Here is a 25,154-nt window from a genome sequence, read left to right on the forward strand (position 1 = left end):
GGCCCGTCTTGCCATCACCGTCTTGAGCGGCCAGACCGGCCAGTGCTTGCTGCACTGCGAAAGAATGTTTCTGCTCTCCCGCTTCGCCCGATACCGCAGCGTCCGTCGCGACGTCCGGCCGCCCGAAGCCGGGCGTCGGCACAGTCTCGGCGAGGACGTGTACGCCTTCGCGATCGGATCGTCCTTCCTCATCGCGGGCATGGTCATGTTGCGCGAAGCCGGGCTCGTGACCGGCGGCATGGCCGGGATCGCGCTTCTGCTCTCCTACCTCGTGCCGGTTTCGCCGAGTACGCTGTTCCTCCTCGTGAACCTGCCCTTCCTGCTCCTGGCGTGGCGGGTGATGGGCAAGGGGTTCACGGTCAAGACCGGAATCGTCAGCGTCCTCATCGTCGTCCTCGGGGCGGTCGTGAACCGTGTCGTGGCGTTCGATCACATCGAGCCGCTGGTCGCATCGCTGTTCGGCGGGACGATCATCGGCATGGGCATCCTGTCGCTCGCGCGGCACGCCGCGGGCGTCGGCGGGTCCGGCGTCGTCGCCCTGTCCCTGCAGAAGACCCGCGGCTGGAACGCTGGCCGGACACAGCTGATCGGCGACGTCGTCATCCTTGCCCTGTCGCTGCCGATCGTGGAGACGGCACAGCAATTCGCGCTCTCGGTGATGTCCGCGGCGGCGATCAACGGCGTCCTCATCGTCAACCACAAGCCAGGCCGCTACCTCGGCTACTGACCTTATGAACCGCGCTCTCTACATCCTGCCCGTCCTCGTCCTCGGCGTGATCCTCGTCTTCGCCGTGCGTGGGCTGGCGATCGACCCTTCGGTCCAGCCTTCCGCGCTGTTGAACGAGCCGGTGCCGGGCCTGTCGCTCGAACCCGTACCGGGCCGGGGCGAGGCGTTGAGCGACGATGACCTGCGCGGCAGGCCCCACCTTCTCAACGTCTACGGCAGCTGGTGCGCGCCCTGCGCGGTGGAGCACCCCTTCTTGATGCAGCTCGCCAGCGAGGGGGTGGCGATCTACGGCCTCGACTGGCGCGACACCCCCGAGGACGCCGCCGCGTGGCTGGAACGGCGCGGCAACCCCTATGTGAAGGTCGGGATCGAGCCGAAGAGCACGGCCATCCTGGACCTCGGCGTCACCGGCGCGCCCGAGACCTTCCTGATCGATTCGAACGGCGTGATCCGTCATCGCCACGTCGGCATGATGACGCCGGACGCCTGGCGCCGGGACCTCGCGCCCAAGCTCGAAGCGCTGAAGGCCCTCGAACCCGACCCGGATCCCGTCATGCCGGGAGGCGCGCCCGGTGGCGGCTGAGGGCGGTTGCGAGAGTTTCACCGCCGGGCGGTTTGCACGGTCCCCCGCCCCGTCTACTGTCCGTGCCGGAATCGGTGCCGGGGCTGGTACCATGAGGAACGGGCGAGCATGCGCGCACTACTAACGGCGATCCTTGCGGGCACGGCGGCGCTCGGCGCAGCGGCTGCGCAGGACGAGCAGCCCGAGCCGCGGCCACAGGTCGGCACCGCCGTCGCCGCGGTCGTCAACGACGACCCGATCTCCACCTTCGACGTCCAGCAGCGCGTGCGCCTGATGATGGCGACCGCCGGCGCACAGCTTCCCGAGGGCGCGCTCGAGCAGATGCAGGGACAGGCGCTGCGCGACCTGATCGAGGAGCGTCTCAAGCTGTCCGAGGCCGAGCGTCTCGAGTTCACGGTCAGCGACGAAGAGGTCAACGCCGAGCTCGAGCGGATCGCGAGCTCGGGCGGCGGCACGGTCGCCGAACTCGAACGCGACCTCGCGCAACAGGGAATCGCCCTCGACAGCCTCCGCGAACGCATTCGCGCCGACATCACCTGGGAGCAGCTCGTCCGCGGCCGCTATAGCAGCCGCGTCAACGTCACCGACGAAGAGGTCGAGGACGTCCTCACCGACCTGCGCGCCCGGACTCAGGACGAACAGTTCCTCGTGTCGGAGATCTGCCTGCCGCTCGACGATCCGAGCCAGGCGCAGCAGATGCAGCAGGTCGGCTTTCAGATGATCGAGCAGATGCGGCAGGGCGTTCCCTTCCGCGCGCTCGCCCAACAGTTCTCGGCCTGTCCTTCGGCGGCGCGAGGCGGCGACCTCGGTTGGATGCGGGCCAGCGAGATGCGGCCCGAGATCGCGCAGCTCGCGAGCACGCTCGAACCCGGCAGCGTCTCGGCGCCCGTCCCCTCGGGCGACATGCTCGTCTTGTTGGCCATGCGGGAACGGCGAAGCGCGGCGCAGGCGGGCGAGCGGTCCTACGAGGTCGCCTATGCCGGTGCGCCGATGTCGGTCGGCCGGGACACGGCCGCTGCGGCGTTCGACCGCCTGCGCCTGACCAATGCCTGCAACGCCGAGACGCTTTCGGTCGACCTCGGCGAAGGGATCGGCGTCACGGCGCTGCCCATGCTGCCGGAGTCGGCCTTCGAGGCGCCCTTCCGCCCCGCCCTCTCGACCCTTCAGCGCGGCGAGACGTCGGACCTCATCGAGTCGAACGGCGCCTATCACGCCGTGATGATGTGCGCCCGCGACGAGGGACTCGGCCTGCCCAGCCGAAGCCAGATCGAGAACCAGCTCTACACGGAAGCCCTGGACCGCATATCGCGCCGCTACCTTCGCGACGTCGAGCGGGACAGCGCCGTTCAGATGCGGCTCGGCACGGGTGGCTGAGCCCGTCCCCGTCGCCGTCACCATGGGCGAGCCGGCGGGGATCGGCACCGAGGTCGTGCTCAAGTCCTACGCCCGCTTCGCCGCCGAGCCGCCGGGAAACGCGCCCGTCTTCTTCCTGATCGACGATCCGGCACGGGTCGAGAAGATCGTCCGCACGGTTGGCGTCGGGGTCCGGGTCGGCTCGATCGAAAGGGCCGCGGACGCGGCGGCCGTGTTTCCGGCCGCGCTTCCCGTCCTGCCGCTGGCGCGCGGCGTGACCGATGCCCTGCTGCACGTGACGCCCGGCACGCCGTCGGGTGCGACGGCCGATGCGGTTACCGGTTCGATCGATCAGGCCGTCGCGCTCTGCCTTGCGGGCGAAGCCGCCGGCGTTGCGACCGCGCCCATCCACAAGAAGGTCCTGCTGGACGCCGGTTTCTCCTATCCCGGGCATACAGAGTATCTTGGCGCGCTGACGGATGACGCTGCGCTGCCGCAGGGCTTCGTCCGGGGACCAGTGATGATGCTCGCCGCGGGACGTTTCCGCGTCGTGCCGGTGACGATCCACGAACGTCTGGCGGACGTTCCTTCCCTTCTGACCGCCGACAGGATCGTCCGGACCGGCATGGTGACGGCGCAGGCGCTTCGCCGCGACTTCGGCGTTCGCGAGCCTCGGCTCGCCGTGACCGGCCTCAACCCGCATGCCGGAGAGGGCGGCGCGATGGGTACGGAGGAACGCGACGTTATCGAACCCGCTATCGCCGCGTTGAGGGAGCAAGGCGTCGAGGCCTTCGGTCCGATCCCAGCGGACACGCTGTTCCACGAGGAGGCCCGCGTCGCCTACGACGCCGCCCTCGCCATGTATCACGACCAGGCGCTGATCCCGATCAAGACGGTCGCCTTCCACGACGCGGTCAACGTCACACTCGGCCTTCCCGTCGTCCGCACCTCGCCGGACCATGGCACCGCCTTCCCGATCGCCGGCCGCGGCGTCGCGCGCGCCGACAGCATGACCGGGGCGATCCTTCAAGCGGCACGGATGGCAGCGGCGCGGGCGGCGTTCGCCTCGTGAGCCTTCCCCCGCTGCGAGAGGTGATCGCCGAGCATGGCCTCGCGGCGCGCAAGGGCCTCGGCCAGCACTTTCTCCTCGACCTCAACCTGACGGCGAAGATCGCGCGCCTCACCGAAGCGGGTCCTGGCGACGTCGTGCTCGAGGTCGGCCCCGGCCCCGGCGGGCTGACGCGGGCGCTGCTCGACACCGGTGCGGACGTCGTGGCGATCGAGCGAGACCGGCGGATCCCGCCGATCCTCGCGCAGATGGCGGAGGCTTACGAGGGACGGCTGTCCTGGGCGGAGGCCGACGCGTTGGCCGCCGACGAGACCGCTCTCCTGCCACGTACGCCCGCGGTCATCGCGTCGAACCTGCCCTACAACATCTCGACCGAACTCCTCGTGAAGTGGCTCACCGTCCGGCCGCGCTGGTGGTCTCGCTGCGTGCTGATGTTCCAGCGCGAGGTGGGCGAGCGGATCCTCGCCGAGCCCGGCTCCAAGACCTATGGCCGCCTGTCGGTCCTCGCGCAGGCCGCGAGCGTGCCGCGGCTCGGCTTCTATCTGCCCGCGCGCGCCTTCACCCCGCCGCCCAAGGTCGACAGCGCCGTCCTCGTCTTCGACGACAAGCCCCTGCCGCCCTACCTGCCCGCCCTCGAGCGGGTGACGCAGGCCGCGTTCTCGCAGCGCCGGAAGATGGTCCGGTCGAGCCTGAAGCCCGTCTTCGGTCCGCGTCTCGAAGAGGCGCTGGAGGCGGCGGACGTCATCGAAACCGCGCGGGCGGAAGCGATACCCGTGGCGGCGTACGAGAAGCTTTCCGCGTGGTTAACGGCAAGTGAAATGTGAGCCCCACGCGGTCACATCGAGGTTAGCAAAACGTTGAAAAATCAAGGGGAACGCGAAGGGGACTTGCGCTATTCTAAGGGGGTATCGTTTGGAGAGAGCCCGCCATGCAGCCTGCCTTTCGCGAGCCGTTTCAAACCAGTGAAGCCGAACCCGACCCGATCCACGTGCTCGTCGACGAGGAGATCCACCTCGCCTACTCGCCCGTCCTCGGCCGTCACCGCTGGGAAGAGGCGACGATGACCTTCGTGTCCGCGCTCGTTACTGGCGGGGGGCGCCCCGCCCGGCGTTACGGTCCGGACTGCATCTGGCGGGAGCCGGGCATCGCCGATCCGAGGAAGGGCTATCAGCGCATCCGCGGGGCGCTCAAACGGCACAGCGAGCCCGGACGGGACTACGATCCCGTAAGGCACCTGAAGGATCGCCTCTAAGGTCGGCCTTCCGCCGCCCGCCGGCTTCCGGCAACAAGACCTATGCTCTCCTACCAACATGCCTACCATGCCGGCGGCCCAGCGGATCTGCACAAGCATGCGGCCCTTGCCGCCCTCCTCGCCCGGCTGACGGCGAAGGATCGCGGCGTCACCTACATGGAGACCCATGCCGGACGCGCGCTCTACGATCTCAGCGGTGCGGAGGCGGCGAAGACCGGCGAGGCGGCAGCGGGGATCGGGCGGCTCGAAGGCCTGCCCCCCTCCCCCTTCCATGACGCCGTCATGTCGGCGCGGGCGGCGAATGGTCCTTCCGCATACCCCGGCTCTCCCGCGATAGCGGCGCATCTGTTGCGAAAACAGGACCGGATCGTCCTGATGGAGAAGCACCCGCAGGAGGCCAGCGCCCTCAAGCGAGCGATGAAGACGACGGGGGCGGAGGTTCACGCGAGGGACGGTTACGAGGGCGTTCTGGCGGTCAGTCCGCCGAAGCCCAGGCGGGGTTTGGTCCTGATAGACCCGTCCTACGAAGTGAAGGACGAGTACGGACGGGTCGCGGACTTCGTTCCTCAGCTCGCCGCGAAGTGGCCCGAGGCGGCGATCCTCGTCTGGTATCCCCTCTTGCCCACCGGGCGGCACGAAGCGATGGCGTCTGCTTTGGAAGGGGCCGGGGCGGCACGCCACGAGGTCGGCTTCGAGCCGTTGAGGCCGGGCGGCATGGAGGGCTCCGGCCTCGTTCTTTGGAATCCGCCCTTCGGGGCGGCCGCGGACCTCGGCGCGGGTCGAATCCTCGCACCGCAGGTCCTTTCGGCTTGAGGCTCAGTCGCCGCGCCGAACGTCTCCGCCGGAGCTTTCCGACGCGTCCACGCGCGGCTGGCCCCAGTAGCGCACGTCGCCGCCCGACGAGGCGCTGCCGTCGAGGGTATCGAGCGCCGTCAGACGAATAGCGCCGCCCGAACTCGCCTGGGCCGTCACTTCGGAAGCGGCGAGGCGGCGGGCATCGAGGTCGGCGCCGGAGCTCGCGCGGAGGCTCAACGAGGCGACGCTGTCGAAGCCGTCCTCGACGATCAGGTCGGCGCCCGAACTGGCCTGCAGCGCCGAGACCGTCGGCGCGTAGACGACCGCCTCGCCGCGCATGCCGTTGCGGCAGGGCTTGCGGCACTCGACCTTCAGGACGCCGTCGTCGACGTCGTAGTTGCCGGTCTCGACCGCGCGCTCATCGAGGACGACCCGGTAGGTGGCACCTGGACGCAGGCGAACGGTCGCGCCGGACGCCGCATGAAGCTCGTCGAACGCACGCACCTCCGCATCGGCAGGCGGCGCAGGACGTTTGCTCTCCGCGTCGAAGCTTCCACGGTAGTTCCCATCGCTGCCATCGCCGTCGACGACGATGACGCAGGCGTTGAGGGCGAACGCCGCAGGTAGCGCGGCGAGAAGGCGGGCTTGAAGCATGGATGAGTCCCCGTTCCGATGGTTTATCGTTTATCGGAATGGCTGAACCCGGTTTCAAGGGGCCGCGCTACTCGACCCCGAGCTTTTCCCGAAGAATCTCGTTCACCGCCTGCGGGTTGGCCTTGCCGCCCGTCGCCTTCATCACTTGGCCTACGAACCAGCCGAGCGCTTTGGGCTTCTCCTTGACCTTGGCGACCTGATCGGGGTTCGCGGCGATGACCTCGTCCACGGCCGCCTCGATCGCGCCGGTGTCGGTGACCTGCTTCAACCCACGGTTCTCGACGATCTCGGCGGGGTCGCCACCCTCCTCGAGCATGATCTCGAAGACCTGCTTGGCGATCTTGCCGGAGATGGTCTTGTCCTCGATCAGGCCGAGGAGGCCGTTCATCTGGCGCGCCGAGATCGGGCTCTCCTCGATCGTCTCGCCGCGTTTGTTCAGCACGCCGAAGAGTTCCGTCGTGACCCAGTTCGCGGCGAGCTTGCCGTCGCGGCCCGAGGCGACCGCCTCGAAGTAGTCCGCCGCGGGCTTGTCCGCGGCGAGGACGGCCGCGTCGTAGGGCGACAGGCCGAAGCTCTCCATGAAGCGGTGCTTCTTCTGGTCCGGCAGCTCCGGCAGCGAGGCCTTCACGCGCTCGATCAACGCGTCGGGCAGTTCGAGCGGCAGGAGGTCCGGATCGGGGAAGTAGCGGTAGTCGTGCGCATCCTCCTTGGAGCGCATGGTCCGCGTCTCGCCCGTCTTCACGTCGAAGAGGCGCGTCTCCTGATCGATCGTGCCGCCATTCTCCAAGACCTCGATCTGGCGACGCGCCTCGTAGTCGATGACCTGACGGACGTAGCGGATCGAGTTGACGTTCTTCGTCTCGGTCCGCGTACCGAGGGCTTCGCCCGGACGGCGGACGGACACGTTCACGTCGGCCCGCATCGAGCCCTGGTCCATGTTGCCGTCGCAGGTGCCGAGGTAGCGAAGGATCGTGCGAAGCTTCGAGAAGTAGGCCGCGCCCTCCTCCGCCGAGCGCATGTCGGGCTTGGAGACGATCTCCATCAGCGCGACGCCCGAGCGGTTGAGGTCCACGTAGGACGCGTTCGGCGCGAGGTCGTGGATCGACTTGCCGGCGTCCTGCTCGAGGTGCAGCCGCTCGATGCCGATGGTGACGGTCTCGTCGCCGACCTCGACCTCGATCTCGCCCTCCCCGACGATCGGGTCCTGGTACTGGCTGATCTGATAGCCCTGCGGCAAGTCGGGGTAGAAGTAGTTCTTGCGGTCGAAGCGCGACCACTTATTGATCTTGGCGTTGAGGCCGAGCCCGGTGCGCACTGCCTGCTCCACGCAGAACTCGTTGATCACTGGCAGCATGCCCGGCATCGCCGCGTCGACGAGCGAGACGTTCTCGTTCGGCCCCGCGCCGTAGGCGGCGGAGGCGCCCGAGAAGAGCTTCGCCACGGACGACACCTGCGCGTGCACCTCGAGCCCGACCACGACCTCCCAGTCGCCGGTCTCGCCGCGAAGGAGCTTACGGGGCTGGGTCATGTCGTGTCGTCCTGATGGGTCGCGTTCGGTCGGCCTCGGTTGAAGTCCTTCCCGTCCCGCAAGGCAAGAGGTCCGCCAAATCCGAAGAGGTTTCGCTCCTCCATGAACCAATAAGTTGCCAGGCTGTTCGTCCGGCGCGCTTCGGAGACAGGAGGCCACGATGCGATCGACGCAGGCCGCCGTCACCTATCTTTCCGCCTTCGGGCTCTCCGCCGCCGCCGCTCAGACCCCGCCCCACATTCCGCCCAACGTCGTCAGCAACGAGGCGAACCGAGAACAGCTGGGCCTCGCCGCGCGGCAGGGCCGGGCCTACGAGGTCCTGGTCGCGTGGGAACGGCAGGGCGCGGCTTGGTCTGCCGAGACGAACGCCGGCGACTATACGCTCGTCGCGGTCCTCACGCCGGCCGAAGGCTACTGGCGGCTTGGCCGCGGCACTGCGGCTTCCTGGCAAGATGCGCCCAAGGGCGAGGCGCAGCTACGGCTGTTCGTCCTCGATCGCGCGACGCGTCGCTTCGTGCCGAACCTGACGGTCACGGCGCAGCCGCGCGGGGCGCGCGAGACCGAGCTTGTTCAGGCGCTCTACCCGGTGACCGACGCCTACGGCGCGAACGTGACGCTGCCGCGAGGCGCTTCCCGGCTCGCCGTGCACATCGAGCCGCTACGCCTGATGCGGCACGATCCTTACAATGGCGACCGCTACTCGGAGCCTGTCGAAGCAAGCTTCGACCTGCCCTCGCGCCTCGACTTAGCCGGGCCGACGGCGAGCGAGCGGGCAGAGGCGCAGCCGCCGCAGGACCTGATCGCCGAGCGCCGCGCGGCGCTGGAGGCGACGCTCGAGACCATGTGGAGCCAGGCATCGTCGGGCGGCGAGAAGCAGTCCGGCGGCATGATCGTCGACTACGCCGTCGAGTACGCCGAGGGGTTCTGGCAGTTCTCGGACAAGGGCAAGTTCCGCTACTCGATCGAGAACGACGGCTCGATGTCGGAGAACGCTCACGTCGAGGTCGCGCCGCGCAACCCCCGAACGGGCGCGTTCTACGGCCTGGCGGACGTGGCGGCGACGGTCACGGACGGCGACGGCTACACCGTCACGGACGAGGTGCCGATGCTCTGGCACAGCTGGCTCTATCATTACGGCAAGAACTGGCGCGTCCCCCGCACCGGCGAGTACCGGATGGAGGTGACCGTGACGCCAACGGACATGCCCCACTACGGGCGGCAGACAGGCAAGTCCTCTGGTCGCCCGTCGCGGTCGCCTTCGACGGCGTCACCTTCGAGGCAGGGTCGCGGTGATGCGCTTCGCTCTCCTCCTCCCGCTCGGCCTCCTCGCCACGCCTGTCCTCGCCCAAGAGTCGGGCGAGATGCCGCCGACCTTCCTGCGGACCTACGACTACGAGCAGCCGATGAAGGGATGGCTGGAGCTCAACGGCTTGGCGACGCACGTGGCGGACGGCGACATGCCGTACGACGCGCTCGGGGCGGATACGACACGGGACGGGCTGACGGCCTACTCTGCCGAGGTCGAGTACGGCCTGACCGACAAGCTGACGGTCGGCGGCTACCTCGACTTCGGCGACGCGCGGGGCGAGCCGATGCGGTTCACGGAAGGCCGCCTCATCGCCCGCTACCGCTTCGCGAACCGCTACGACTGGCCGGTGAACACAGGCCTGTACGTCGAGTACTACATTCCCCGTGACGGCTACGCAGAGCAGGAGATCGAGGCGCGGCTGATCCTCGACAAGGATCTCGACGACGTCCGCCTCGTCGCGAACCCGCGCCTGTCCATGGCGACGACCGGCGAGGAGGATTGGCGCACGCCGTCCTTGTCGCTCGACCTCGGCGCCTACTATCGGCGCCACGCCACCTTCCAGCCGGGGATCGAGTATCACGGCGGCTACGGCCCGGCGTTCGAAGGCGAAGGCGGCTTCCAATATGCCGAGCCGACGCTCGACATCGGGCTTACGAACCTGCTGACGCTGCACACGGGCGTCGCCGTCGGCCTCAACGACAAGTCCGACGACCTCCTGTTCCAGACGATCCTGACCTACGAGTTCAACGCGGTCAGGCCGAGGGACCTCTTCGGTCGGGACGGGTAGCGGGCCGCTGGCAGTTCCGGTTCCCCTCCGTTAGCCTCTTCTCGACTGACCTCGCCAAGGGGACGACCGGGGGGAACGGTGCAGGAACGCGCACGCCGCTGGGGGCGGAACTTCAACTCGAACACGATCATCGCGCTCGCCGCGCTCGTCACCAGCGTGGTGGCGGTCTTCGTCGCGTGGGACGAAAGCCGGCTCCTGCGCAAGAGCCAGCGCGCGGCCTTCATGCCGATCCTAGAAGTGCAGACGACGCTCAGCACGGCGGCGGATGACCTTCGCGTCAGCATCGAAGTCCGCAACAGCGGCAACGGCGTCGCTTACGTGAAGTCGGCCGACCTGCTCATCGATGCCGAGCCTGCGGAGGACTACCAGGCCTTCGCCTCGGCGATCCTGCCGCCCTCGCTGGCTCGGAGCGCCGACTTCAGCTGGGCGACGCTACGCGGCTACTACCAGGCGAACGAGAGCCAGAAGGCCATGACCTTCCGCTGGCCGGAGAACGAAGAGAACCGCGAGGACTTCCTCGCATTCCTCGCGACCGGCGCCCAGGCGGCGCAGGAGAAGATGGCGCTGTCCTTGTGCTACTGCTCCGTATTCGGCGAGTGCTGGACGACGAGCATGGACGAGGAGGAGCCGCCGGAGCCGATCGCCGAGTGCCCTGCGCCGCACGATCCGATCGAGGCGCTCTGGCGGAGCTACTTCGCGGCGAGAGGCGAGGTCGGCGTCGCCGAGCCTACAGATCCTCTGCCACAAACCCCTCCGCCGCCAGCCGCTCCGCGATGACGCGGCGGTGGCAGCCATGCGCCTCGCGCTCGTAGCAGAGGAGCGCCGCCTTACGCCCACGGGCGACCTCCGCCGCCTTGGCGAGTTCCGCGATGGCGGCGGGGTCGGCCAAGTGCTCGTCGTAGATGGCGCGCATCTCGTCGATGCGGCCCTTACGGGCGGCCTCCCGGCCCGGCTTCGGCGTACCGAGCGCGCGCAGGTGGAGGTAGTCGATGCCCTCCTCGCGCAGGGAGTTCGACAGCATGGTCTTCGAGAAGCCCGGCCGCCGGGACGCGGCGACGGCGCGCACGTCGATCAGCACCTCGACCTTCGCCGCCTTCAGCTTCTCGATCACCTCGGGCAGCGTTGCGTTCTCGTAGCCGATCGTGGCGAGCGTGGCTTCCGTCACCAACCCTCCGCTTTCCGCGCTTCTTCCATCTCTTCGGGCGTCATCTGCCTGACCTGCTGCGCCAGCGTCCAGACGTAGCCGAAGGGGTCCTTCACGACCGAGGTCCGGTCGCCCCAAAACATGTCGGAAGGCTCGTTCAGGCCCTCGCAGCCCGCGTCCACCGCCTGTTTATGCGCCGCGTCGACGTCGTCGAAGTAGACGTAGAAGCCGACCGACTGCACGCCGTCATGCATCCGCCGCGGCATCATCTCGAGGTCGTCGTTGATGAAGACCGTGTTGCCCTGAAGCTCGAAGCTCGCGTGGAGGACGGCGCCGTCGTGCTCCATGACGTCGCCGAGCCTCGCGCCGAACGCCTTCTCGTAGAGCGCCAGCGCCGTCTTCGTGTCCTTGACGACCATGCCGGCGTAGACCCGCTGCGTCATCTCGGTCATGGCCACTCTCCCTTCGCGAATGTTCCCCTTTTGTACGCGCGCAGGGCGCGACGCCGCAACGCTTTAGCGCAGTAGGGTGCAAGCCTCGGAACGAGCAGAGCTAAGCGGTGGGGCCCTTACCAGGTCCCCTCGTTCGGCATGCTCGCCCAGGGCTCCTGCGGCGGCAGGGCGTCGCCCTTCTGCAGAAGCTCGACCGAGATGCCGTCCGGCGATCGGACGAAAGCCATGTGTCCGTCGCGGGGCGGACGGTTGATCGTCACGCCCGCCGCCTGCAGCTTCTCGCAAAGGGCGTAAAGGTCGTCCACGCGGTAGGCGAGGTGACCGAAGTTCCGCCCGCCCGAGTACTCTTCGGGATCCCAATTATAGGTCAGCTCGACCATCGGCGACTTGTCCCGCTCGGCGCGGTCCTTGTCGCCGGGAGCCGCGAGGAAGACGAGCGTGAAGCGCCCCTTCTCGTTCTCCATCCACCGGACCTCTTCGAGGCCGAGCGCGTCGCGGTAGAACGCGAGCGACTCGTCGAGGTCCGCCACGCGAACCATCGTGTGCAGGTACTCCATGCTCACCACCACTTCTCAGGGCGCGCCGTGAAGCCCGCCGCATCTTCGATCGCCTTCGCGCCGCGCAGCAGCGTCTCCTCGTCGAAGGGACGCCCGAGGAGTTGAAGCCCCAGCGGCAACCCTTGCGCGTCGATCCCGGCGGGGACCGAAACGCCCGGGATGCCGGCTAGGTTCGCCGTCACGGTGAAGACGTCGTTGAGGTACATCTCGACGGGATCGGACGACTTCTCGCCGAGGCCGAAGGCGGCGGACGGCGTCGAGGGCGTCAGCATGAGATCGACCGACCCAAACGCCTCGTTCATCTCGTCGGCGATCTTCTTACGGACCTTCTGTGCGCGGAGGTAGTAGGCGTCGTAGTAGCCGGCCGACAGGACGTAGGTTCCGATCAGGATGCGCCGCTGCACCTCCTGCCCGAAGCCCGCAGCCCGGGTCTTGGCGTACATGGTCTGGATGTCGGGGTCCTCGACGCGAAGCCCGTACTTGACCCCGTCATAGCGTGCGAGGTTCGACGACGCCTCCGCCGGCGCGACGATGTAGTAGACCGGCAGCGCGTACTTGGTCAGCGGCAGGGAAATCTCCACGACCTCCGCGCCCGCGTCGCGCATCCAGTCGATGCCCTGTTGCCAGAGTGCCTCGATCTCGGAAGGCATCCCGTCGAGGCGGTACTCCTTCGGCACGCCGACCTTCAGGCCCTTGACCCCCTGCCCCAGCGCCGCCTCGTAGTCGGGCACCGGTCGGTCGATCGAGGTCGAGTCCTTGGGATCGTGCCCCGCCATGCTTCGCAGCATGATCGCCGCGTCGCGGACGTCCCGCGCGATCGGCCCTGCCTGGTCGAGCGAGGAAGCGAAGGCGACGATTCCCCAGCGCGAGCACCGGCCATAGGTCGGCTTCACGCCGACCGTCGCCGTAAGAGAGGCCGGCTGGCGGATCGAGCCCCCGGTGTCGGTCGCCGTCGCCGCCGCGCAGAGGTGCGCCGCGACCGCCGATGACGAGCCGCCGGAGCTGCCGCCCGGCGTCAGGCCGCCTTCGACCTTGCCGTCCGCGCCGATATGCGTCGCGTTCGAGCCCGACTTCCGCCAGGGGTTGATGACGGGGCCGAAGGCGCTCGTCTCGTTGGACGAGCCCATGGCGAACTCGTCCATGTTCAGCTTGCCGAGGAACACCGCTCCGTCTCGCAGCAGGTTCGACGTCACCGTGCTCTCGTAGGGCGGCGTGAAGCCCTCGAGGATGCGACTCGCGGCGGTCGACGGAATGCCCTTGGTGCAGAAGAGGTCCTTGATGCCGAGCGGCACGCCTTCGAGCGGGCCCGCCTCGCCCTTCGCCCGGCGATCGTCGGACGCCTTCGCGGCCTCGCGCGCCTTGTCGCCCTCGACGCGGACGTAGGCGTTGAGCGCCGAGGCGCCCTCGATCTTGGAGAGATAGGCGTCGGTCGCCTCGGCGGAGGAGACGTCCTTCGCGGCCAGCGCGTCACGCAGCTGGGCGAGGCTCAGATCGGTCGGGTCGCTCATTCCACCACCTTCGGGACGACGAAGAAGTGGTCCTCCGTGCGCGGCGCGTTCGCGACGACTTCTTCGGGGCGGCCGCCGCCGGTCTCGTCGGTCTTCAGCTCGTCCTTGCGCAGGGGCAGCGCGGCGTGGACGCTCGAGGCCATCGCCTCGACGCCCTCGACGTCGACTTCCTGCAGCTGCTCGATCCAGTTCAGGATCCCGTTCAGCTCGTGCGTCATCGGCGCCAGGCGCTCTTCGGGCAGCGCGATCCGCGCGAGCTTCGCGACCTTGGCGACGGTCTTCTCGTCAATGCTCATGCGCGCGAGCTATCAGCGGCTCTCAAAGCCGTCCAGCGCGAAGCTGTTCGATGACCCATGCCGGGTCGGCCATGCTGTAGTCGGTGCGCAGGAAGGCGGTGACGCTGCGGCCATATTTGGGGCTCGCCTCGTCGGCGAGCGTGAGCAGGCCCGCGCGGCTGAACCCGTTCGCCGCGAAGGCGCGGTAGAGGTCGCGCACGCTCTCGCCGCGCGCCGCCGCCACCGCGCTGACGATGACGGACCCGCAGTCGTAGATGGCGTTCTCGTCCCCTGCCCTCTGGGCCAAGCTTACGGGACGCTTGCGCAGCACGTCCCGGCATCGCGCCGCGGGCGCGGCGGGGGCGCCCTCCGCGCCGAGCGCCTCGCGAGCGAGGGCGTCGGCGAACCCTTCGTGAAGCCAGCGGGGGGCCCGATCGGCATCGCCGAGAGAGTACTGCCACACATGGGCGACCTCATGCGCGGCGTTCCGCGTCAGGAGCCGCTCCGCCCCGCCCGATCGCATGCGCCAGCCCCGGCCCGAGAGCTGCAGCGTGACGCCGCCCGGCTCCGCCGTCCCGAAGAGGTTCCGGGCGGCATCCGGCAGGCTGGGGTCGTGCTCCCAGATCGTCTTCACTTCGGGACCGCTGATCTCGAAGAGGGCGGCGGCGTCCCCGACCGCCCCCGCCCAGAGCGCGAAGGCCCAGGCCGCCTCGTCCAGCTCGGCGCGGGCATCCGCCGTCTCCGCGCGAAGCGGGCTTGCGAGCGCGAGCGACACGACGCACAGACCGACGAGAAGCCACCGCCAAAGGGCCATGAACGAGGCGTTCCTTTCCGCCGCAGGCGCGTTCGCCGAGGGGCCGCTGCTGGGCCTCGACCTCGGCACGAAGACGATCGGCGTCGCGGTCAGCAACCCCGAGCGCAGCCTGGCCTCGCCGGTGACGACGATCAAGCGGACGAAGTTCGGCCACGACGCCGCGGAGGTGTTGCGCCTCGCCGCCGAGCGCAAGGTCACGGGCCTCGTCTTCGGCCTGCCGCTCAACATGGACGGCACCGAGGGACCGCGCGCGCAGTCGACCCGCGCCTTCGTACGCAACCTCGCGCGCCTCGACCCGATCCCCTGCGCCTTCTGGGACGAGCGGCTTTCGACGGCGGCGGCGGAGCGCAGCCTCATCGCGCTCGACACCAAGCGGGCGAAGCGGGCGCAGGTGATCGACGCGCACGCCGCCGCCTACATCCTGCAAGGCGCCCTGGACCGTCTGCGCGCGGCGCGGCAGACCGGCGGCCTATGAGACACCTGACGGACCTCAGCAGGCTCGACGACGCAGGGCTCGCCGCCCTCCTCGACCTGTCGCTCGATCGCCGGGCCGACCTCGACGAGGGGCGCGCGGTGCCGCCGCGGCTCGCAGGACGCCTGCAGTTCAACCTCTTCTACGAGGACTCGACCCGAACGAACCTGTCCTTCGAGACGGCAGCGATGCGGCTCGGCGCCATGGTCTCGGTCGTCCCCGTCGCCGCCTCCTCGGTCCATAAGGGCGAATCGCTCCGCGACACCGTGCTGACCCTGTGCGCGCAGGGCGCCGACATCCTCGTCCTGCGCTCCGGCGAGAGCGGCGCCGTCAGCACGGCGCGCGATGCGGCCGACGACGCGGGCTTCGGCACGGCCATCGTGAATGCGGGCGAAGGCGCCTTTGGGCACCCCACCCAGGCGCTCCTCGACGCTGCGACCCTGATGCACGCGACGGGGCGCCGCGCGGTGGACGGCCTTAGGGGTCTGACCGTCGCGATATGCGGCGACGTCGCGCACAGCCGGGTGGCCGCCTCGACCGCCCCCCTCTTCGTGCGTCTCGGCGCGACGGTCCGCCTGATCGGCCCGCCGGAACTCCTGCCGACGAAGCCCTTCCTGCCCGAGATCGCGATGACGACCGACCGGTCCGAAGGCCTCGACGGCGCGGACGTGGTCATGCCGCTGCGCGTTCAGAAGGAGCGCATGCCGGAGGACCGCTACACAGGCTCCGCCGACTACCACCAGGACTACGGCATCAGCTGGGACGCGCTCGCGGCCGCCTCGCCCGGCGCCTTCGTCATGCACCCCGGGCCGATGAACCGGGGCGTGGAGATCGACAGCGCGGTGGCGGACGACCCGGACCGCTCGCTGATCCTCAGCCAGGTGCGCCAGGGCGTCGCGACGCGGATGGCGGTGCTCGAAACGCTCAAGGGGCGCTGAATGCAGGAGATCGTCACCTTCGCCCTAGGCTACCTCTTGGGTTCGGTCCCGTTCGGCCTCGTCATCGTCAAGATGGCGGGCCTCGGCGACGTGCGGTCCCAGGGCTCGGGCAATATCGGCGCGACCAACGTGCTGCGCACGGGACGCAAGGACCTCGCGCTCGCGACGCTCATCCTAGACGCGGGCAAGGGCGCCTTCGCGGTCGTTGCCGCCGGCCTTTTGACGCACTGGGCGCCTTGGCCGATGGCGCTTGCGGGCGCTGGCGCGTTCCTCGGCCACTGCTTTCCCGTCTGGCTGCGGTTCCACGGCGGCAAGGGCGTCGCGACCTACCTCGGGACCGCCTTCGCCTTCGACTGGCGCGTCGGGATCATGATCGCGATCATCTGGCTTCTCGCCGCGGCGACCACGCGCTGGTCGTCGGCGGGCGCGCTGGCGGCGGCGCTCTGCGCGCCCGTTCTGTTCCTGCTGCTGGGCGGCGTGGCCTTCGCCGTCGCGGCCGCCTTCATGACCGCGCTCGTCTTCTACCGCCACAAAGGCAACATCGAGCGTATCCGAAACCGGACCGAGCCCAAGATCGGGCAACGGAAGACCACCTGAGCGCATTCGGCCCCGTTCGGGCCGCTTGATAGCAGGGAACGCTCACGCTAATCGCTTCCGCAGCAGCGAGTCGCGCCCTGCGGCTCGTCCTTGCCGCGCGGTTTGCGCCCTCCCAGGGTGCGATCGTCTCACCCAAGGCCGTCCGGCCGGAGCTACGAACAGGTACCCATGTCCGCATCCGACGTTCTCAAGACCATCAAGGACGACGACATCAAGTACGTCGACCTGCGCTTCACCGATCCGCGCGGCGTCTGCCACCACGTGACCTTCGACAAAGGCCTCGTCGACGAGGACTTCTTCGAGGAAGGGCAGATGTTCGACGGCTCGTCGATCTCCGGTTGGAAGTCGATCGACAAGTCGGACATGATCCTCATGCCCGACACCAAGACGGCCGTGCGCGATCCGTTCTTCGCGCAACCGACGCTCGCGGTCTTCTGCGACGTCCTCGAGCCCGACACCGGTCAGCCCTACAACCGCGACCCGCGCACGACCGCGAAGGCGGCCGAGGCCTACCTGAAGTCCAGCGGCATCGGCGACACGGCCTTCTTCGGTCCCGAAGCCGAGTTCTTCGTCTTCGACGACGTCCAGATCGCCACCGACCAGAACCACATGGGCTACGCGATCGACAGCCGCGAAGGGCCCTACAACTCGGCGACCGCCTATGAGGGCGGCAACATGGGCCACCGGCCCCGCGCCAAGGGCGGCTACTTCCCCCTGCCCCCGGTCGATTCCGAGCAGGACATGCGCGGCGAGATGCTGATGTACATGGCCGAGATGGGCCTGGACGTCGAAAAGCATCACCACGAAGTCGCGCCGTCGCAGCACGAACTCGGCATGAAGTTCAACACGCTGGTCACGATGGCCGACCAGATGCAGCGCTACAAATACGTGGTGCGGCAGGTCGCGCACGCCTTCGGCAAGACCGCGACCTTCATGCCGAAGCCGGTCTTCGGCGACAACGGCTCCGGCATGCACGTCCACCAGTCGATCTGGAAGGACGGCGGGCCGATCTTCGCGGGCGACGGCTATGCGGACCTGTCCGACACCTGCCTTCACTACATCGGCGGGATCATCAAGCACGCCCGCGCGCTGAACGCGTTCACGAACCCCTCGACCAACAGCTACAAGCGTTTGGTCCCGGGCTTCGAAGCGCCGGTCATGCTGGCCTACTCCTCGCGCAACCGCTCCGCGTCGATCCGTATCCCGTGGGTGACGAGCCCGAAGGCCAAGCGCCTGGAAGCCCGCTTCCCCGACCCGATGGCGAACCCCTACCTCGCCTTCGCCGCGCTGCTCATGGCCGGCCTCGACGGGATCGAGAACAAGATCCATCCGGGCGACGCCATGGACAAGGACCTCTACGACCTGCCGCCCGAAGAGACCGCCAACATCCCGACGGTCTGCTCCTCGCTCGAGCAGGCGCTCTCCTCGCTCGACGGCGACCGCGAGTTCCTGAAGAAGGGCGGCGTGTTCAACGACGACCAGATCGACGGCTACCTCAACCTGAAGATGGAAGAGGTCGTGCGGTTCAACATGACGCCGCACCCCGTCGAGTTCGACATGTACTACTCGAACTGAGCTCGCCTGCACCTCGGTGACGATGCGGCCCCTTCGGGGGCCGCACTCGTTTCCGGCCATCGGTCGTCTGAACCTTCGCAGTCGCAGCACAGCGCGGCAACTTGTGCCAGGGCGCGCTTTCCCCCTACAGTCGATCATCGGAGGCGAGATGTTCGACGAGATGACCGTGGGCGGACAGGTCCGTCCACCTTACGCACCGGTCGCCGCTTGGCTGGACGAGACCGGGCTTCCGCTTCTCGACCTGCGCGCGAAGGAGGCGGAGGCGCTGTTCCGGCGCGTCGGCATCACATTCGCCGTCTACGGCGAGGGCGGGGACCCCGAACGCCTCATCCCCTTCGACCTCGTCCCTCGCGTGATCGGCGCGGCGGAGTGGGCGCAGCTCGCCGCGGGGATCGAGCAGCGGGCCCGCGCGCTCAACGCCTTTCTCTACGACGTGTACCACCGGCGCGAGATCCTCCGCGCGGGCCGTGTGCCGAGCCGGCTCGTGACGTCGAACCCGGCCTTCCTGCCCGAGATGATCGGCTTCGATCCGCCGGGGCGGGTCTACAGCCACGTCGTCGGCATCGACCTCGTCCGGACGGCGGAGGACCACTTCGCCGTCCTGGAGGACAACTGCCGCACGCCGTCGGGCGTCTCCTACATGCTCGAGAACCGCGAGATCATGATGCGGCTCTTCCCCGACCTCTTCGCGGAAGGGCGGGTGCGGCCGGTGGACGGCTATCCGAACGACCTGCGCCGCACGCTCGAGGAGGTCGCCCCGCCCGCCTGTCGGCAGGACCCGGAGGTCGCGGTGCTCACCCCCGGCCCGTTCAACTCCGCCTATTACGAGCATTCCTACCTCGCCGACCTGATGGGCGCGGCGCTGGTCGAAGCGCGCGACCTCTTCGTGCGCGACGGACGGGTCTGGCGCCGCACGACGCGGGGGCCGCGCGTGGTCGACGTCATCTACCGGCGGATCGACGACGACTTCCTCGACCCCCTCGTCTTCCGGCCCGACAGCATGCTCGGCGTGCCGGGCCTGATGAACGCCTACCTGTCCGGCGGCGTCACCATCTGCTCCGCCCCGGGCGCGGGCGTTGCGGACGACAAGGCGATCTACACCTACGTGCCCGAGATGATCGACTTCTACCTCGGGGAGAAGCCGATCCTCGCCAACGTGCCGACGTGGAAGTGTTCGGACCCGGACGACCTCGCGCACGTCCTCGCCCACCTGCCCGAACTCGTCGTCAAGGAGGTGGACGGCTCGGGCGGCTACGGCATGCTCGTCGGGCCCCGCGCGACGAAGCAGGAGGTCGACGCCTATCGCAAGCGCGTCGAGGCCGACCCCGAAGGCTTCATCGCGCAGCCGACGCTCGACCTCTCGACCGCGCCGACACTCGTCGGCGGAGAGATCGAGGGACGGCACGTCGACCTTCGCCCCTACTGCCTCGTCGGGAAAGAGATACGCCTTACGCCAGGCGGGCTCACCCGCGTCGCCTTGCGCAAGGGCTCGCTGGTCGTGAACTCGTCCCAGGGCGGCGGGGTGAAGGACACTTGGGTCCTTTCCGAGGACGCGCGCTGATGCTGAGCCGCACCGCCGCGAACCTCTACTGGATGAGCCGCTACGTCGAGCGCGCGGACGCGACCGCACGCCTCCTCACCATGGGCGCCCGCATGACCATGCTGCCAGGCGCGGCCGCACGCGGCGACTGGCAATCGGTGCTGCAAGCGGCCGCCGCGGGCATGCCCGAGGGCGACGTGATCGGCCGGAGGGAAGCGATCCGCCACCTCCTGCTCGACGGCGAGGGCGGCTCGATCCGCGCGTGCCTCATCCGGGCCCGCGCGAACGGCCGGGCGGAGCGTACCGCCCTCACCTCTCAGATGTGGGAAGCGCTCAATGACGACTGGCGGCACCTCGATACGGTGACGGAAGCCGAGGCTTCCCAGCACCTGCCCGCCTACATCGACTGGGCGCACAGACGGGCGGCGACCTTCCGCGGCGCGACCGAAACCACCATGCTGCGCGACGACCGGTACGACTTCGTTCGGCTCGGCGGACAGCTCGAACGCGCGGCGATGACGCTTCGCCTCCTCGAGGTGAAGTACCTGGCGCTCCTGCCCGAGCGCGACGTGATCGGCGGCGCACGGGACCTCTATCAGTGGACGGCGCTCCTTCTCGCGGCTTCGGCGCTCCGCGCCTATCATCACGTCTATCGCGGCGACTATGCGCCGTGGAACGTGGCCGACCTCCTCGTCCTCAACCGCGAGTTCCCACGTTCGGCCGCCTTCTGCATCGAGCGGGTACGCGGGGCGCTCGGCCGCCTGGAGGACCGCTACGGCCAGCGTCACGCCTGCCACGACCAGGTCGAAGCGCTCAACGCGCGACTAGCGGGCGTCACCATGGAGCAGGTCTTCGCGGACGGTCTCCACGAGTTCGTCACGGCGACGCTGTCCGAGGTCCTGTCCCTCCACGCAACGATCGGGGAGGCGTACGATTTCTAGTACCCGCCTGACCATCCGCCACCTGACGACCTACACCTACGCGCCGCCCTCCGGCCGGGCGGTGATGCGCCTGCGCCTCTTCCCGACAACCTTCGACACCCAACTCGTGAGCCGCTGGCGGGTCAGCGTGAACGGCGAAGCCGTGCATCCGAACCTGACCGACGGCTGCGCCGTGCCGGAAGGCGTCTGGTCCGGCGACGGCCCGACCGAGATGCTCGAGATCGTGGCCGAAGGCGACGTCGAGCGCTCCGACGACGCCGGTGTGGTTCGTGGGCTCAAGGAACGCACGCCGACGGAGCTGTTTCTGCGACCGACCGACCTTACGACGACGAACGAAGCGATCCGCGGCCTCGCCGAGGGCGCACGGCGTCCCGATCGCCTCGACACGCTTCACACGCTGGCGGCAGCTGTCCGCGACGCCGTCGACTACAGGCCGGAGACGACGGACATGGCGACGAGCGCGGCCGAGGCGCTCGCGCAGAAGGCCGGCGTCTGTCAGGACCATGCCCACGTCTTCTGCGCCGCCGCCCGCCATCTCGGCCTGCCCGCCCGCTACGTCGCGGGCTACTACCTGCCGGGCGAGGACGCAGGGCTCAGCCAGACCCACGGCTGGGCCGAAGGGTACGCAGAAGGCCTCGGCTGGGTCGGATTCGACGTCGCGAACAGGACTTGTCCGACTCGTGATCACGTCCGCGTCGCGATCGGTCTTGATGCCAGCCGGGCAGCCCTGATATCGGGCGCGGTCGCGGCGCCCGCAACGGGGAGTTCTGAAGAGCGGATGACCGCCTCCGTCGCCATCAGTTCTCAGCAGCAGCAGTGACCTGCGCGCCGACCGAAAGCTCCGATCGATGACCTACTGCGTCGCCCTCAAGCTCCAAGAGGGCTTGGTCTTCCTCTCCGACACGCGGACCAATGCCGGGATCGACGACGTCTCGCGCTACCGCAAGATGTTCACCTACGAGGACACCGGCAACAGGGCGATCACCCTCATGACGGCGGGCAACCTCTCCGTCACCCAAGGGGTGATCACGCGCCTGGACGCCGCGATCCGCCAGTCCGAGGCGGGCGACGAGACGGTCGAGACAGTGCTCAACGTCCCCAGCATCTTCCGCATCGCGCAGATCGTGGGCGCCCTGATGAAGGAGGTGCTGTCGATCCATCGCGACGCGATGGAGAAGGACGGCGCGGCGTCCGGCGCATCGATCGTCGTCGGCGGTCAGATCGCGGGCGAAGCCCCTCGCCTCTTCCTCGTCTACTCGGCCGGCAACTTCATCGAGTGCGGCGAGGATTCGCCCTACTATCAGATCGGCGAGACCAAGTACGGCAAGCCGATCCTGACGCGCACGCTGACATATGCGACGCCGCTCGCCGACGGGCTTCGCGCCTGCCTCGTGTCCATGGATTCAACGGTGCGAAGCAACCTCTCCGTCGGTCCGCCCTTCGACCTCTCGATCATCCATACCGACGCGCTGTCGTTCGCGACGTGGCGGCGGATCGAAGAGGACGACGAGACCTACGCTGCCCTGTCGGCGCAGTGGTCGCGCGCGCTTGCCGAGTCGCTGCACAACCTGCCCAATCTGGACCGGCTGCTGCGCTAGAGGCTGAGCAGGCGCCCTCACCCCCGGTGCAGGAAGTCGTCCAGGCGGACGAGGCCGCCGAACGACAAGCCTTCGCGCGCGCACATGGCGCCGACGACGTCGAGACCGGCACGCAACGCGGCGGGCTGGACCAGGGTTTGCGGTTCGGCCTCCACGACGGGGGTCGGTCCGGCGTCGGGACCGACGAGCTTCAACGCGGCGGTGAGCATGATCGGCACGGCCGCGGCAGCGCCGGCGAAGGGCCAGACGCTGCGAGCCCTGGCCTTCTTCGTGTCGATCTTCGCGACCGAGACGAGCTCGACGTCGACCATGAGACGGACGCCTCGCTTTCGGATCGTTTCGACGAACCGAGGACACCGCGCATCGTCGCCGAGCGCCTTGCGCAGGTTGCAGACACAGCGGTCGATCGCCGCGCTGCCGACGACGACGCCGTCCCAGACCTCCTCGATCAACTCGTTCCGGGTGAAGGTCCGCCCAGGCTCGCTCGCCAAGAGGCAAGCGAGCGCGATGGTCTTGGGTTGGACACAGAAGGCTTCGTCGCGATGGACGATTCGGTTTCTAGTCGGATCGACGACGACTTCGCCGAGCTTGAAGGGCGAGCAAAGCGGCGCCCCCGCCTCGTGATCCTGAACTCCCCTCCGGCTGCCCAATGCTGCCTCCGTCGACGTTTCCCGTGTTGAAGCTAGGCAGTGCGACAGGGCGTCGCAAGCTGCGGGAAGGTGATGATCAGGTTCGCGCCCTTATCGTTTGTCAATAATACGACCTTCGTCGTTCCTGAGCGGATCCTGAGCGCGAAAAGCAGGGAATGATCAGGTCGCGCTTGGCTTCCGCTCAAGCGGCGCCTTCGGATCGGGCCCAGCTTCCCATCGTCGCGCTTCGACAGCGCGGCGCGCCCCGGACCGCTCGTCCGGGCATCGGGAGACCAGACATGACCTTCAAGACCCTGCTCGTCGGCGCCGCTGCCCTCACAACCCTCATTCCGTTCGCGACCGCTTCCGCAGGTGGGCGCGAGGTTGCCGGCGACGACTTCACCTACGCGATCAGCGTCGGCGCACTGACGAGTTCGGCCGCTGCGAAAGCCGAGTACGTAAAGCTCGAGCGCGCCGTCAAACGATACTGCGACCGTTCCGGCGAGCGCGGCCTTACGGCGCTGAAGGCGATGAAGAGCTGTAGGGCCGAAGTGATGGCCGCAGCGGTGCAGAAGATGCCCGCCGACCTCCTTGCCCTGGCCGATGCGGACGCGAAGCCGGTCCGCCCGACGCTCTGAACCCCGACGGGCGGGCGGGGGCCGGTGTCAGGCCGCGCGGAGCACCACGCGGTTCCGGCCCTCGTCCTTTGCGCGGTAGAGCGCCTCGTCCGCCGCCTTGATCAGGCTCTGCGGCGTTTCGATCGTGTCGTTCGGGTCCATGCTCGCGACGCCGATCGACACGGTGACGCCGAGTTCGGAGGAGCCGAGCCCGTCATCGGGCAGCTTGACTGGATCCTTCGCGATCGAGGCGCGCAGGCGCTCCGCCACGATCTCCGCGAAGGTGGTGTCGGTGTCCGGCATGACGAAGATGAACTCCTCGCCGCCATAACGGCAGGCGAGGTCGACACCGCGGACCGACAGGCGCAGGCGCTCCGCCGTCTCCTTCAGCACCATGTCGCCGACGTCGTGCCCGAGCGTGTCGTTGACCCGTTTGAAGTGGTCGATGTCGAGCAGCATCAGCGAGAGCGGTTTGCCCTTGCTGCGCGCCTCCTGCATCAGCCGCGGCAGCTGCGTGGCGAGGTAGCGGCGGTTGTAAAGGCCGGTCAGCTGATCGGTGACGGCCAGCTCGAGCGTCTCGTTGAAGCTCGCGCGCAGGTTCTCGACGTAGCGGATGCGCTTGAGCTGCGTGCGGATGCGGGCCGCCGCCTCCTGGGGATCGACCGGCCGCATCATGTAGTCGTTGACGCCGATGTCGAGGGCGCGGACCAGGCGGCGCGTGTCCGCGCTGCGCGCGATGGCGAGGATCGGCGCCAGCCGTGAGCCTTCGAAGCTGCGCACCGCCGAACACAGGCGCAGCGGGTCGTAGCTCTCCATGCCGAGGTCGACGAGGATCACGTCCGGCGTTCCCTCGCGAAGCGCTTCGAGCGCCGCGCGGCCATCGGACACGTAGGTGAAGTTGCAGGCGGCAGGCAGCTCGGCCACGCCGCCTTCGAGACCGTCGATGAGGTCATCGTCGGTGACGACCATGATCTGCCGCTCCTCGTCGCCGAGCTCCTCGAGCGCCGCCGGAGAGACGACGCCGAGCTCAGCGCCCTGCGCGTGGCGATGGCGAAGCTCGTCCGTCATCTGCTTGAGGCGCGAGAGGCTGCGTACCCGTGCGAAGAGCGCGATGTCCTGGACCGGCTTGGTCAGGAAGTCGTCGGCGCCGGCGTTGAGGCCCGCGAGCCGGTCGGCCTGCTGGTCCAGAGCCGTGACCATGACCACGGGGATGTGGCAGGTCGCGGCGTTCGACTTGAGGTTCCTGCAGGTCTCGAACCCGTCCATGCCGGGCATCATGACGTCGAGAAGGATGATGTCCGGCTGCTGCTCGTTCGCGATCGAGATCGCTTCCTCGCCGCTGAGCGCGGTCAGAACGTCGAAGTACTCCGCCCGCAGCTTCGCCTCGAGCAGCTTTACGTTCGGCAAGAGGTCGTCGACGACGAGAACGCGTGCGGTCAT

28 protein-coding genes are annotated in these 25,154 nt (G+C 68.6%); 18 read left to right on the plus strand and 10 right to left on the minus strand.

Translation table 11 applies throughout. The features are described 5' to 3' along the window. Nucleotides 1-64 precede the first annotated feature (64 nt). The 7 genes from GGQ59_RS09395 (at nt 65) to rlmJ (ending at nt 5,797) form a co-directional block, all read left to right on the plus strand. Entirely contained in the window at nt 65-727 is a 663-nt protein-coding gene (locus tag GGQ59_RS09395; protein WP_183817865.1) for a YitT family protein, read from the plus strand. 4 nt (nt 728-731) lie between these two features. Then, the gene (locus tag GGQ59_RS09400) at nt 732-1,310 is read left to right on the plus strand and encodes a DsbE family thiol:disulfide interchange protein (protein ID WP_183817867.1); all 579 of its coding nucleotides are present in this window, start codon (nt 732-734) and stop codon (nt 1,308-1,310) included. A 108-nt stretch (nt 1,311-1,418) separates the two neighbouring features. Next, nucleotides 1,419-2,684 carry a peptidylprolyl isomerase gene (locus GGQ59_RS09405; RefSeq protein WP_183817869.1) on the plus strand — a complete coding sequence of 422 codons (1,266 nt, stop codon included), beginning with the start codon at nt 1,419-1,421 and terminating at the stop codon, nt 2,682-2,684. Nucleotides 2,685-2,706: 22 nt separating this feature from the next. Beyond that, nucleotides 2,707-3,735 carry a 4-hydroxythreonine-4-phosphate dehydrogenase PdxA gene (gene pdxA, locus GGQ59_RS09410; protein ID WP_183817965.1) on the plus strand — a complete coding sequence of 343 codons (1,029 nt, stop codon included), beginning with the start codon at nt 2,707-2,709 and terminating at the stop codon, nt 3,733-3,735. Further along, nucleotides 3,732-4,556 carry a 16S rRNA (adenine(1518)-N(6)/adenine(1519)-N(6))-dimethyltransferase RsmA gene (gene rsmA, locus GGQ59_RS09415; protein ID WP_183817871.1) on the plus strand — a complete coding sequence of 275 codons (825 nt, stop codon included), beginning with the start codon at nt 3,732-3,734 and terminating at the stop codon, nt 4,554-4,556. The genes pdxA and rsmA overlap by 4 nt, the downstream gene beginning before the upstream one ends. A gap of 104 nt (nt 4,557-4,660) precedes the next feature. Beyond that, entirely contained in the window at nt 4,661-4,984 is a 324-nt protein-coding gene (locus GGQ59_RS09420; RefSeq protein ID WP_183817873.1) for a hypothetical protein, read from the plus strand. Between the two features lie 42 nt (nt 4,985-5,026). Continuing rightward, a complete protein-coding gene (rlmJ, locus tag GGQ59_RS09425) occupies nt 5,027-5,797 on the plus strand; it encodes a 23S rRNA (adenine(2030)-N(6))-methyltransferase RlmJ (RefSeq protein WP_183817875.1) in 771 nt (256 codons plus the stop codon). Nucleotides 5,798-5,800: 3 nt separating this feature from the next. On the opposite strand, the gene GGQ59_RS09430 is transcribed toward rlmJ, so the two are convergent. Further along, a complete protein-coding gene (locus GGQ59_RS09430; protein ID WP_183817877.1) occupies nt 5,801-6,433 on the minus strand; it encodes a GIN domain-containing protein in 633 nt (210 codons plus the stop codon). Nucleotides 6,434-6,500: 67 nt separating this feature from the next. Then, on the minus strand, nt 6,501-7,961 hold the full coding sequence (gene gatB, locus GGQ59_RS09435; protein WP_183817879.1) for an Asp-tRNA(Asn)/Glu-tRNA(Gln) amidotransferase subunit GatB: 1,461 nt from the start codon (nt 7,959-7,961) through the stop codon (nt 6,501-6,503). 1,292 nt (nt 7,962-9,253) lie between these two features. Between gatB and GGQ59_RS09440 the strand changes: the two genes are divergently transcribed. Both GGQ59_RS09440 and GGQ59_RS09445 read left to right on the plus strand, forming a co-directional pair. Further along, nucleotides 9,254-10,057 (plus strand): hypothetical protein, encoded by an 804-nt coding sequence (locus tag GGQ59_RS09440; protein WP_183817881.1) that lies wholly within the window; start codon nt 9,254-9,256, stop codon nt 10,055-10,057. Between the two features lie 78 nt (nt 10,058-10,135). Further along, nucleotides 10,136-10,834, plus strand: a complete 699-nt coding sequence (locus GGQ59_RS09445) for a hypothetical protein (RefSeq protein ID WP_183817883.1) — start codon at nt 10,136-10,138, stop codon at nt 10,832-10,834. On the opposite strand, the gene GGQ59_RS09450 is transcribed toward GGQ59_RS09445, so the two are convergent. The 6 genes from GGQ59_RS09450 to GGQ59_RS09475 all read right to left on the minus strand — a co-directional run bounded on the left by GGQ59_RS09450 (nt 10,785) and on the right by GGQ59_RS09475 (nt 14,807). After that, nucleotides 10,785-11,222, minus strand: coding sequence for a DUF488 family protein, N3 subclade (locus tag GGQ59_RS09450; protein WP_183817885.1), 438 nt, complete (start codon nt 11,220-11,222; stop codon nt 10,785-10,787). The two genes, GGQ59_RS09445 and GGQ59_RS09450, sit on opposite strands and share 50 nt — an antisense overlap. Then, nucleotides 11,219-11,653 carry a VOC family protein gene (locus tag GGQ59_RS09455; RefSeq protein WP_183817887.1) on the minus strand — a complete coding sequence of 145 codons (435 nt, stop codon included), beginning with the start codon at nt 11,651-11,653 and terminating at the stop codon, nt 11,219-11,221. Before GGQ59_RS09455 ends, GGQ59_RS09450 begins: the two co-directional genes overlap by 4 nt. Nucleotides 11,654-11,769: 116 nt before the next feature. Continuing rightward, nucleotides 11,770-12,210, minus strand: coding sequence for a VOC family protein (locus tag GGQ59_RS09460; protein ID WP_183817967.1), 441 nt, complete (start codon nt 12,208-12,210; stop codon nt 11,770-11,772). Nucleotides 12,211-12,212: 2 nt separating this feature from the next. After that, the gene (gene gatA / locus GGQ59_RS09465; protein WP_183817889.1) at nt 12,213-13,718 is read right to left on the minus strand and encodes an Asp-tRNA(Asn)/Glu-tRNA(Gln) amidotransferase subunit GatA; all 1,506 of its coding nucleotides are present in this window, start codon (nt 13,716-13,718) and stop codon (nt 12,213-12,215) included. Then, nucleotides 13,715-14,014 (minus strand): Asp-tRNA(Asn)/Glu-tRNA(Gln) amidotransferase subunit GatC, encoded by a 300-nt coding sequence (gatC, locus tag GGQ59_RS09470; protein WP_183817891.1) that lies wholly within the window; start codon nt 14,012-14,014, stop codon nt 13,715-13,717. The genes gatA and gatC overlap by 4 nt, the downstream gene beginning before the upstream one ends. Nucleotides 14,015-14,036: 22 nt before the next feature. Further along, the gene (locus GGQ59_RS09475) at nt 14,037-14,807 is read right to left on the minus strand and encodes a hypothetical protein (protein WP_183817893.1); all 771 of its coding nucleotides are present in this window, start codon (nt 14,805-14,807) and stop codon (nt 14,037-14,039) included. On the opposite strand from GGQ59_RS09475, the gene ruvX reads away from it, so the two are divergent. The 8 genes from ruvX to GGQ59_RS09515 all read left to right on the plus strand — a co-directional run bounded on the left by ruvX (nt 14,806) and on the right by GGQ59_RS09515 (nt 22,468). Further along, the gene (gene ruvX / locus GGQ59_RS09480; RefSeq protein WP_183817895.1) at nt 14,806-15,282 is read left to right on the plus strand and encodes a Holliday junction resolvase RuvX; all 477 of its coding nucleotides are present in this window, start codon (nt 14,806-14,808) and stop codon (nt 15,280-15,282) included. The genes GGQ59_RS09475 and ruvX overlap by 2 nt on opposite strands. Continuing rightward, on the plus strand, nt 15,279-16,217 hold the full coding sequence (locus GGQ59_RS09485; RefSeq protein ID WP_183817897.1) for an aspartate carbamoyltransferase catalytic subunit: 939 nt from the start codon (nt 15,279-15,281) through the stop codon (nt 16,215-16,217). The genes ruvX and GGQ59_RS09485 overlap by 4 nt, the downstream gene beginning before the upstream one ends. Further along, a complete protein-coding gene (gene plsY / locus GGQ59_RS09490; protein ID WP_183817899.1) occupies nt 16,218-16,814 on the plus strand; it encodes a glycerol-3-phosphate 1-O-acyltransferase PlsY in 597 nt (198 codons plus the stop codon). Nucleotides 16,815-16,982: 168 nt separating this feature from the next. After that, nucleotides 16,983-18,389: a type I glutamate--ammonia ligase gene (gene glnA / locus GGQ59_RS09495; RefSeq protein WP_183817901.1), complete on the plus strand. Its 1,407-nt coding sequence runs from the start codon at nt 16,983-16,985 to the stop codon at nt 18,387-18,389. A gap of 148 nt (nt 18,390-18,537) precedes the next feature. Then, a complete protein-coding gene (locus tag GGQ59_RS09500; RefSeq protein ID WP_183817903.1) occupies nt 18,538-19,950 on the plus strand; it encodes a circularly permuted type 2 ATP-grasp protein in 1,413 nt (470 codons plus the stop codon). Beyond that, nucleotides 19,950-20,870, plus strand: a complete 921-nt coding sequence (locus GGQ59_RS09505) for an alpha-E domain-containing protein (RefSeq protein ID WP_183817905.1) — start codon at nt 19,950-19,952, stop codon at nt 20,868-20,870. The genes GGQ59_RS09500 and GGQ59_RS09505 overlap by 1 nt, the downstream gene beginning before the upstream one ends. Before the next feature lie 13 nt (nt 20,871-20,883). Then, nucleotides 20,884-21,690, plus strand: a complete 807-nt coding sequence (locus GGQ59_RS09510; protein WP_343074313.1) for a transglutaminase family protein — start codon at nt 20,884-20,886, stop codon at nt 21,688-21,690. 28 nt (nt 21,691-21,718) lie between these two features. Next, nucleotides 21,719-22,468, plus strand: coding sequence for a proteasome-type protease (locus GGQ59_RS09515; protein ID WP_183817909.1), 750 nt, complete (start codon nt 21,719-21,721; stop codon nt 22,466-22,468). 17 nt (nt 22,469-22,485) lie between these two features. On the opposite strand, the gene GGQ59_RS09520 is transcribed toward GGQ59_RS09515, so the two are convergent. After that, nucleotides 22,486-23,118, minus strand: a complete 633-nt coding sequence (locus GGQ59_RS09520; protein WP_183817911.1) for a winged helix-turn-helix domain-containing protein — start codon at nt 23,116-23,118, stop codon at nt 22,486-22,488. Nucleotides 23,119-23,396: 278 nt separating this feature from the next. Here GGQ59_RS09520 and GGQ59_RS09525 point away from each other — a divergent pair, with 278 nt between their 5' ends. Then, on the plus strand, nt 23,397-23,735 hold the full coding sequence (locus tag GGQ59_RS09525) for a UrcA family protein (protein ID WP_183817913.1): 339 nt from the start codon (nt 23,397-23,399) through the stop codon (nt 23,733-23,735). Between the two features lie 27 nt (nt 23,736-23,762). On the opposite strand, the gene GGQ59_RS09530 is transcribed toward GGQ59_RS09525, so the two are convergent. Beyond that, on the minus strand, nt 23,763-25,154 hold the full coding sequence (locus GGQ59_RS09530) for a PleD family two-component system response regulator (protein ID WP_183817914.1): 1,392 nt from the start codon (nt 25,152-25,154) through the stop codon (nt 23,763-23,765).

Origin of the sequence: Parvularcula dongshanensis, assembly GCF_014199615.1 — a bacterium.
In the GTDB taxonomy this organism is placed as follows: domain Bacteria; phylum Pseudomonadota; class Alphaproteobacteria; order Caulobacterales; family Parvularculaceae; genus Parvularcula; species Parvularcula dongshanensis.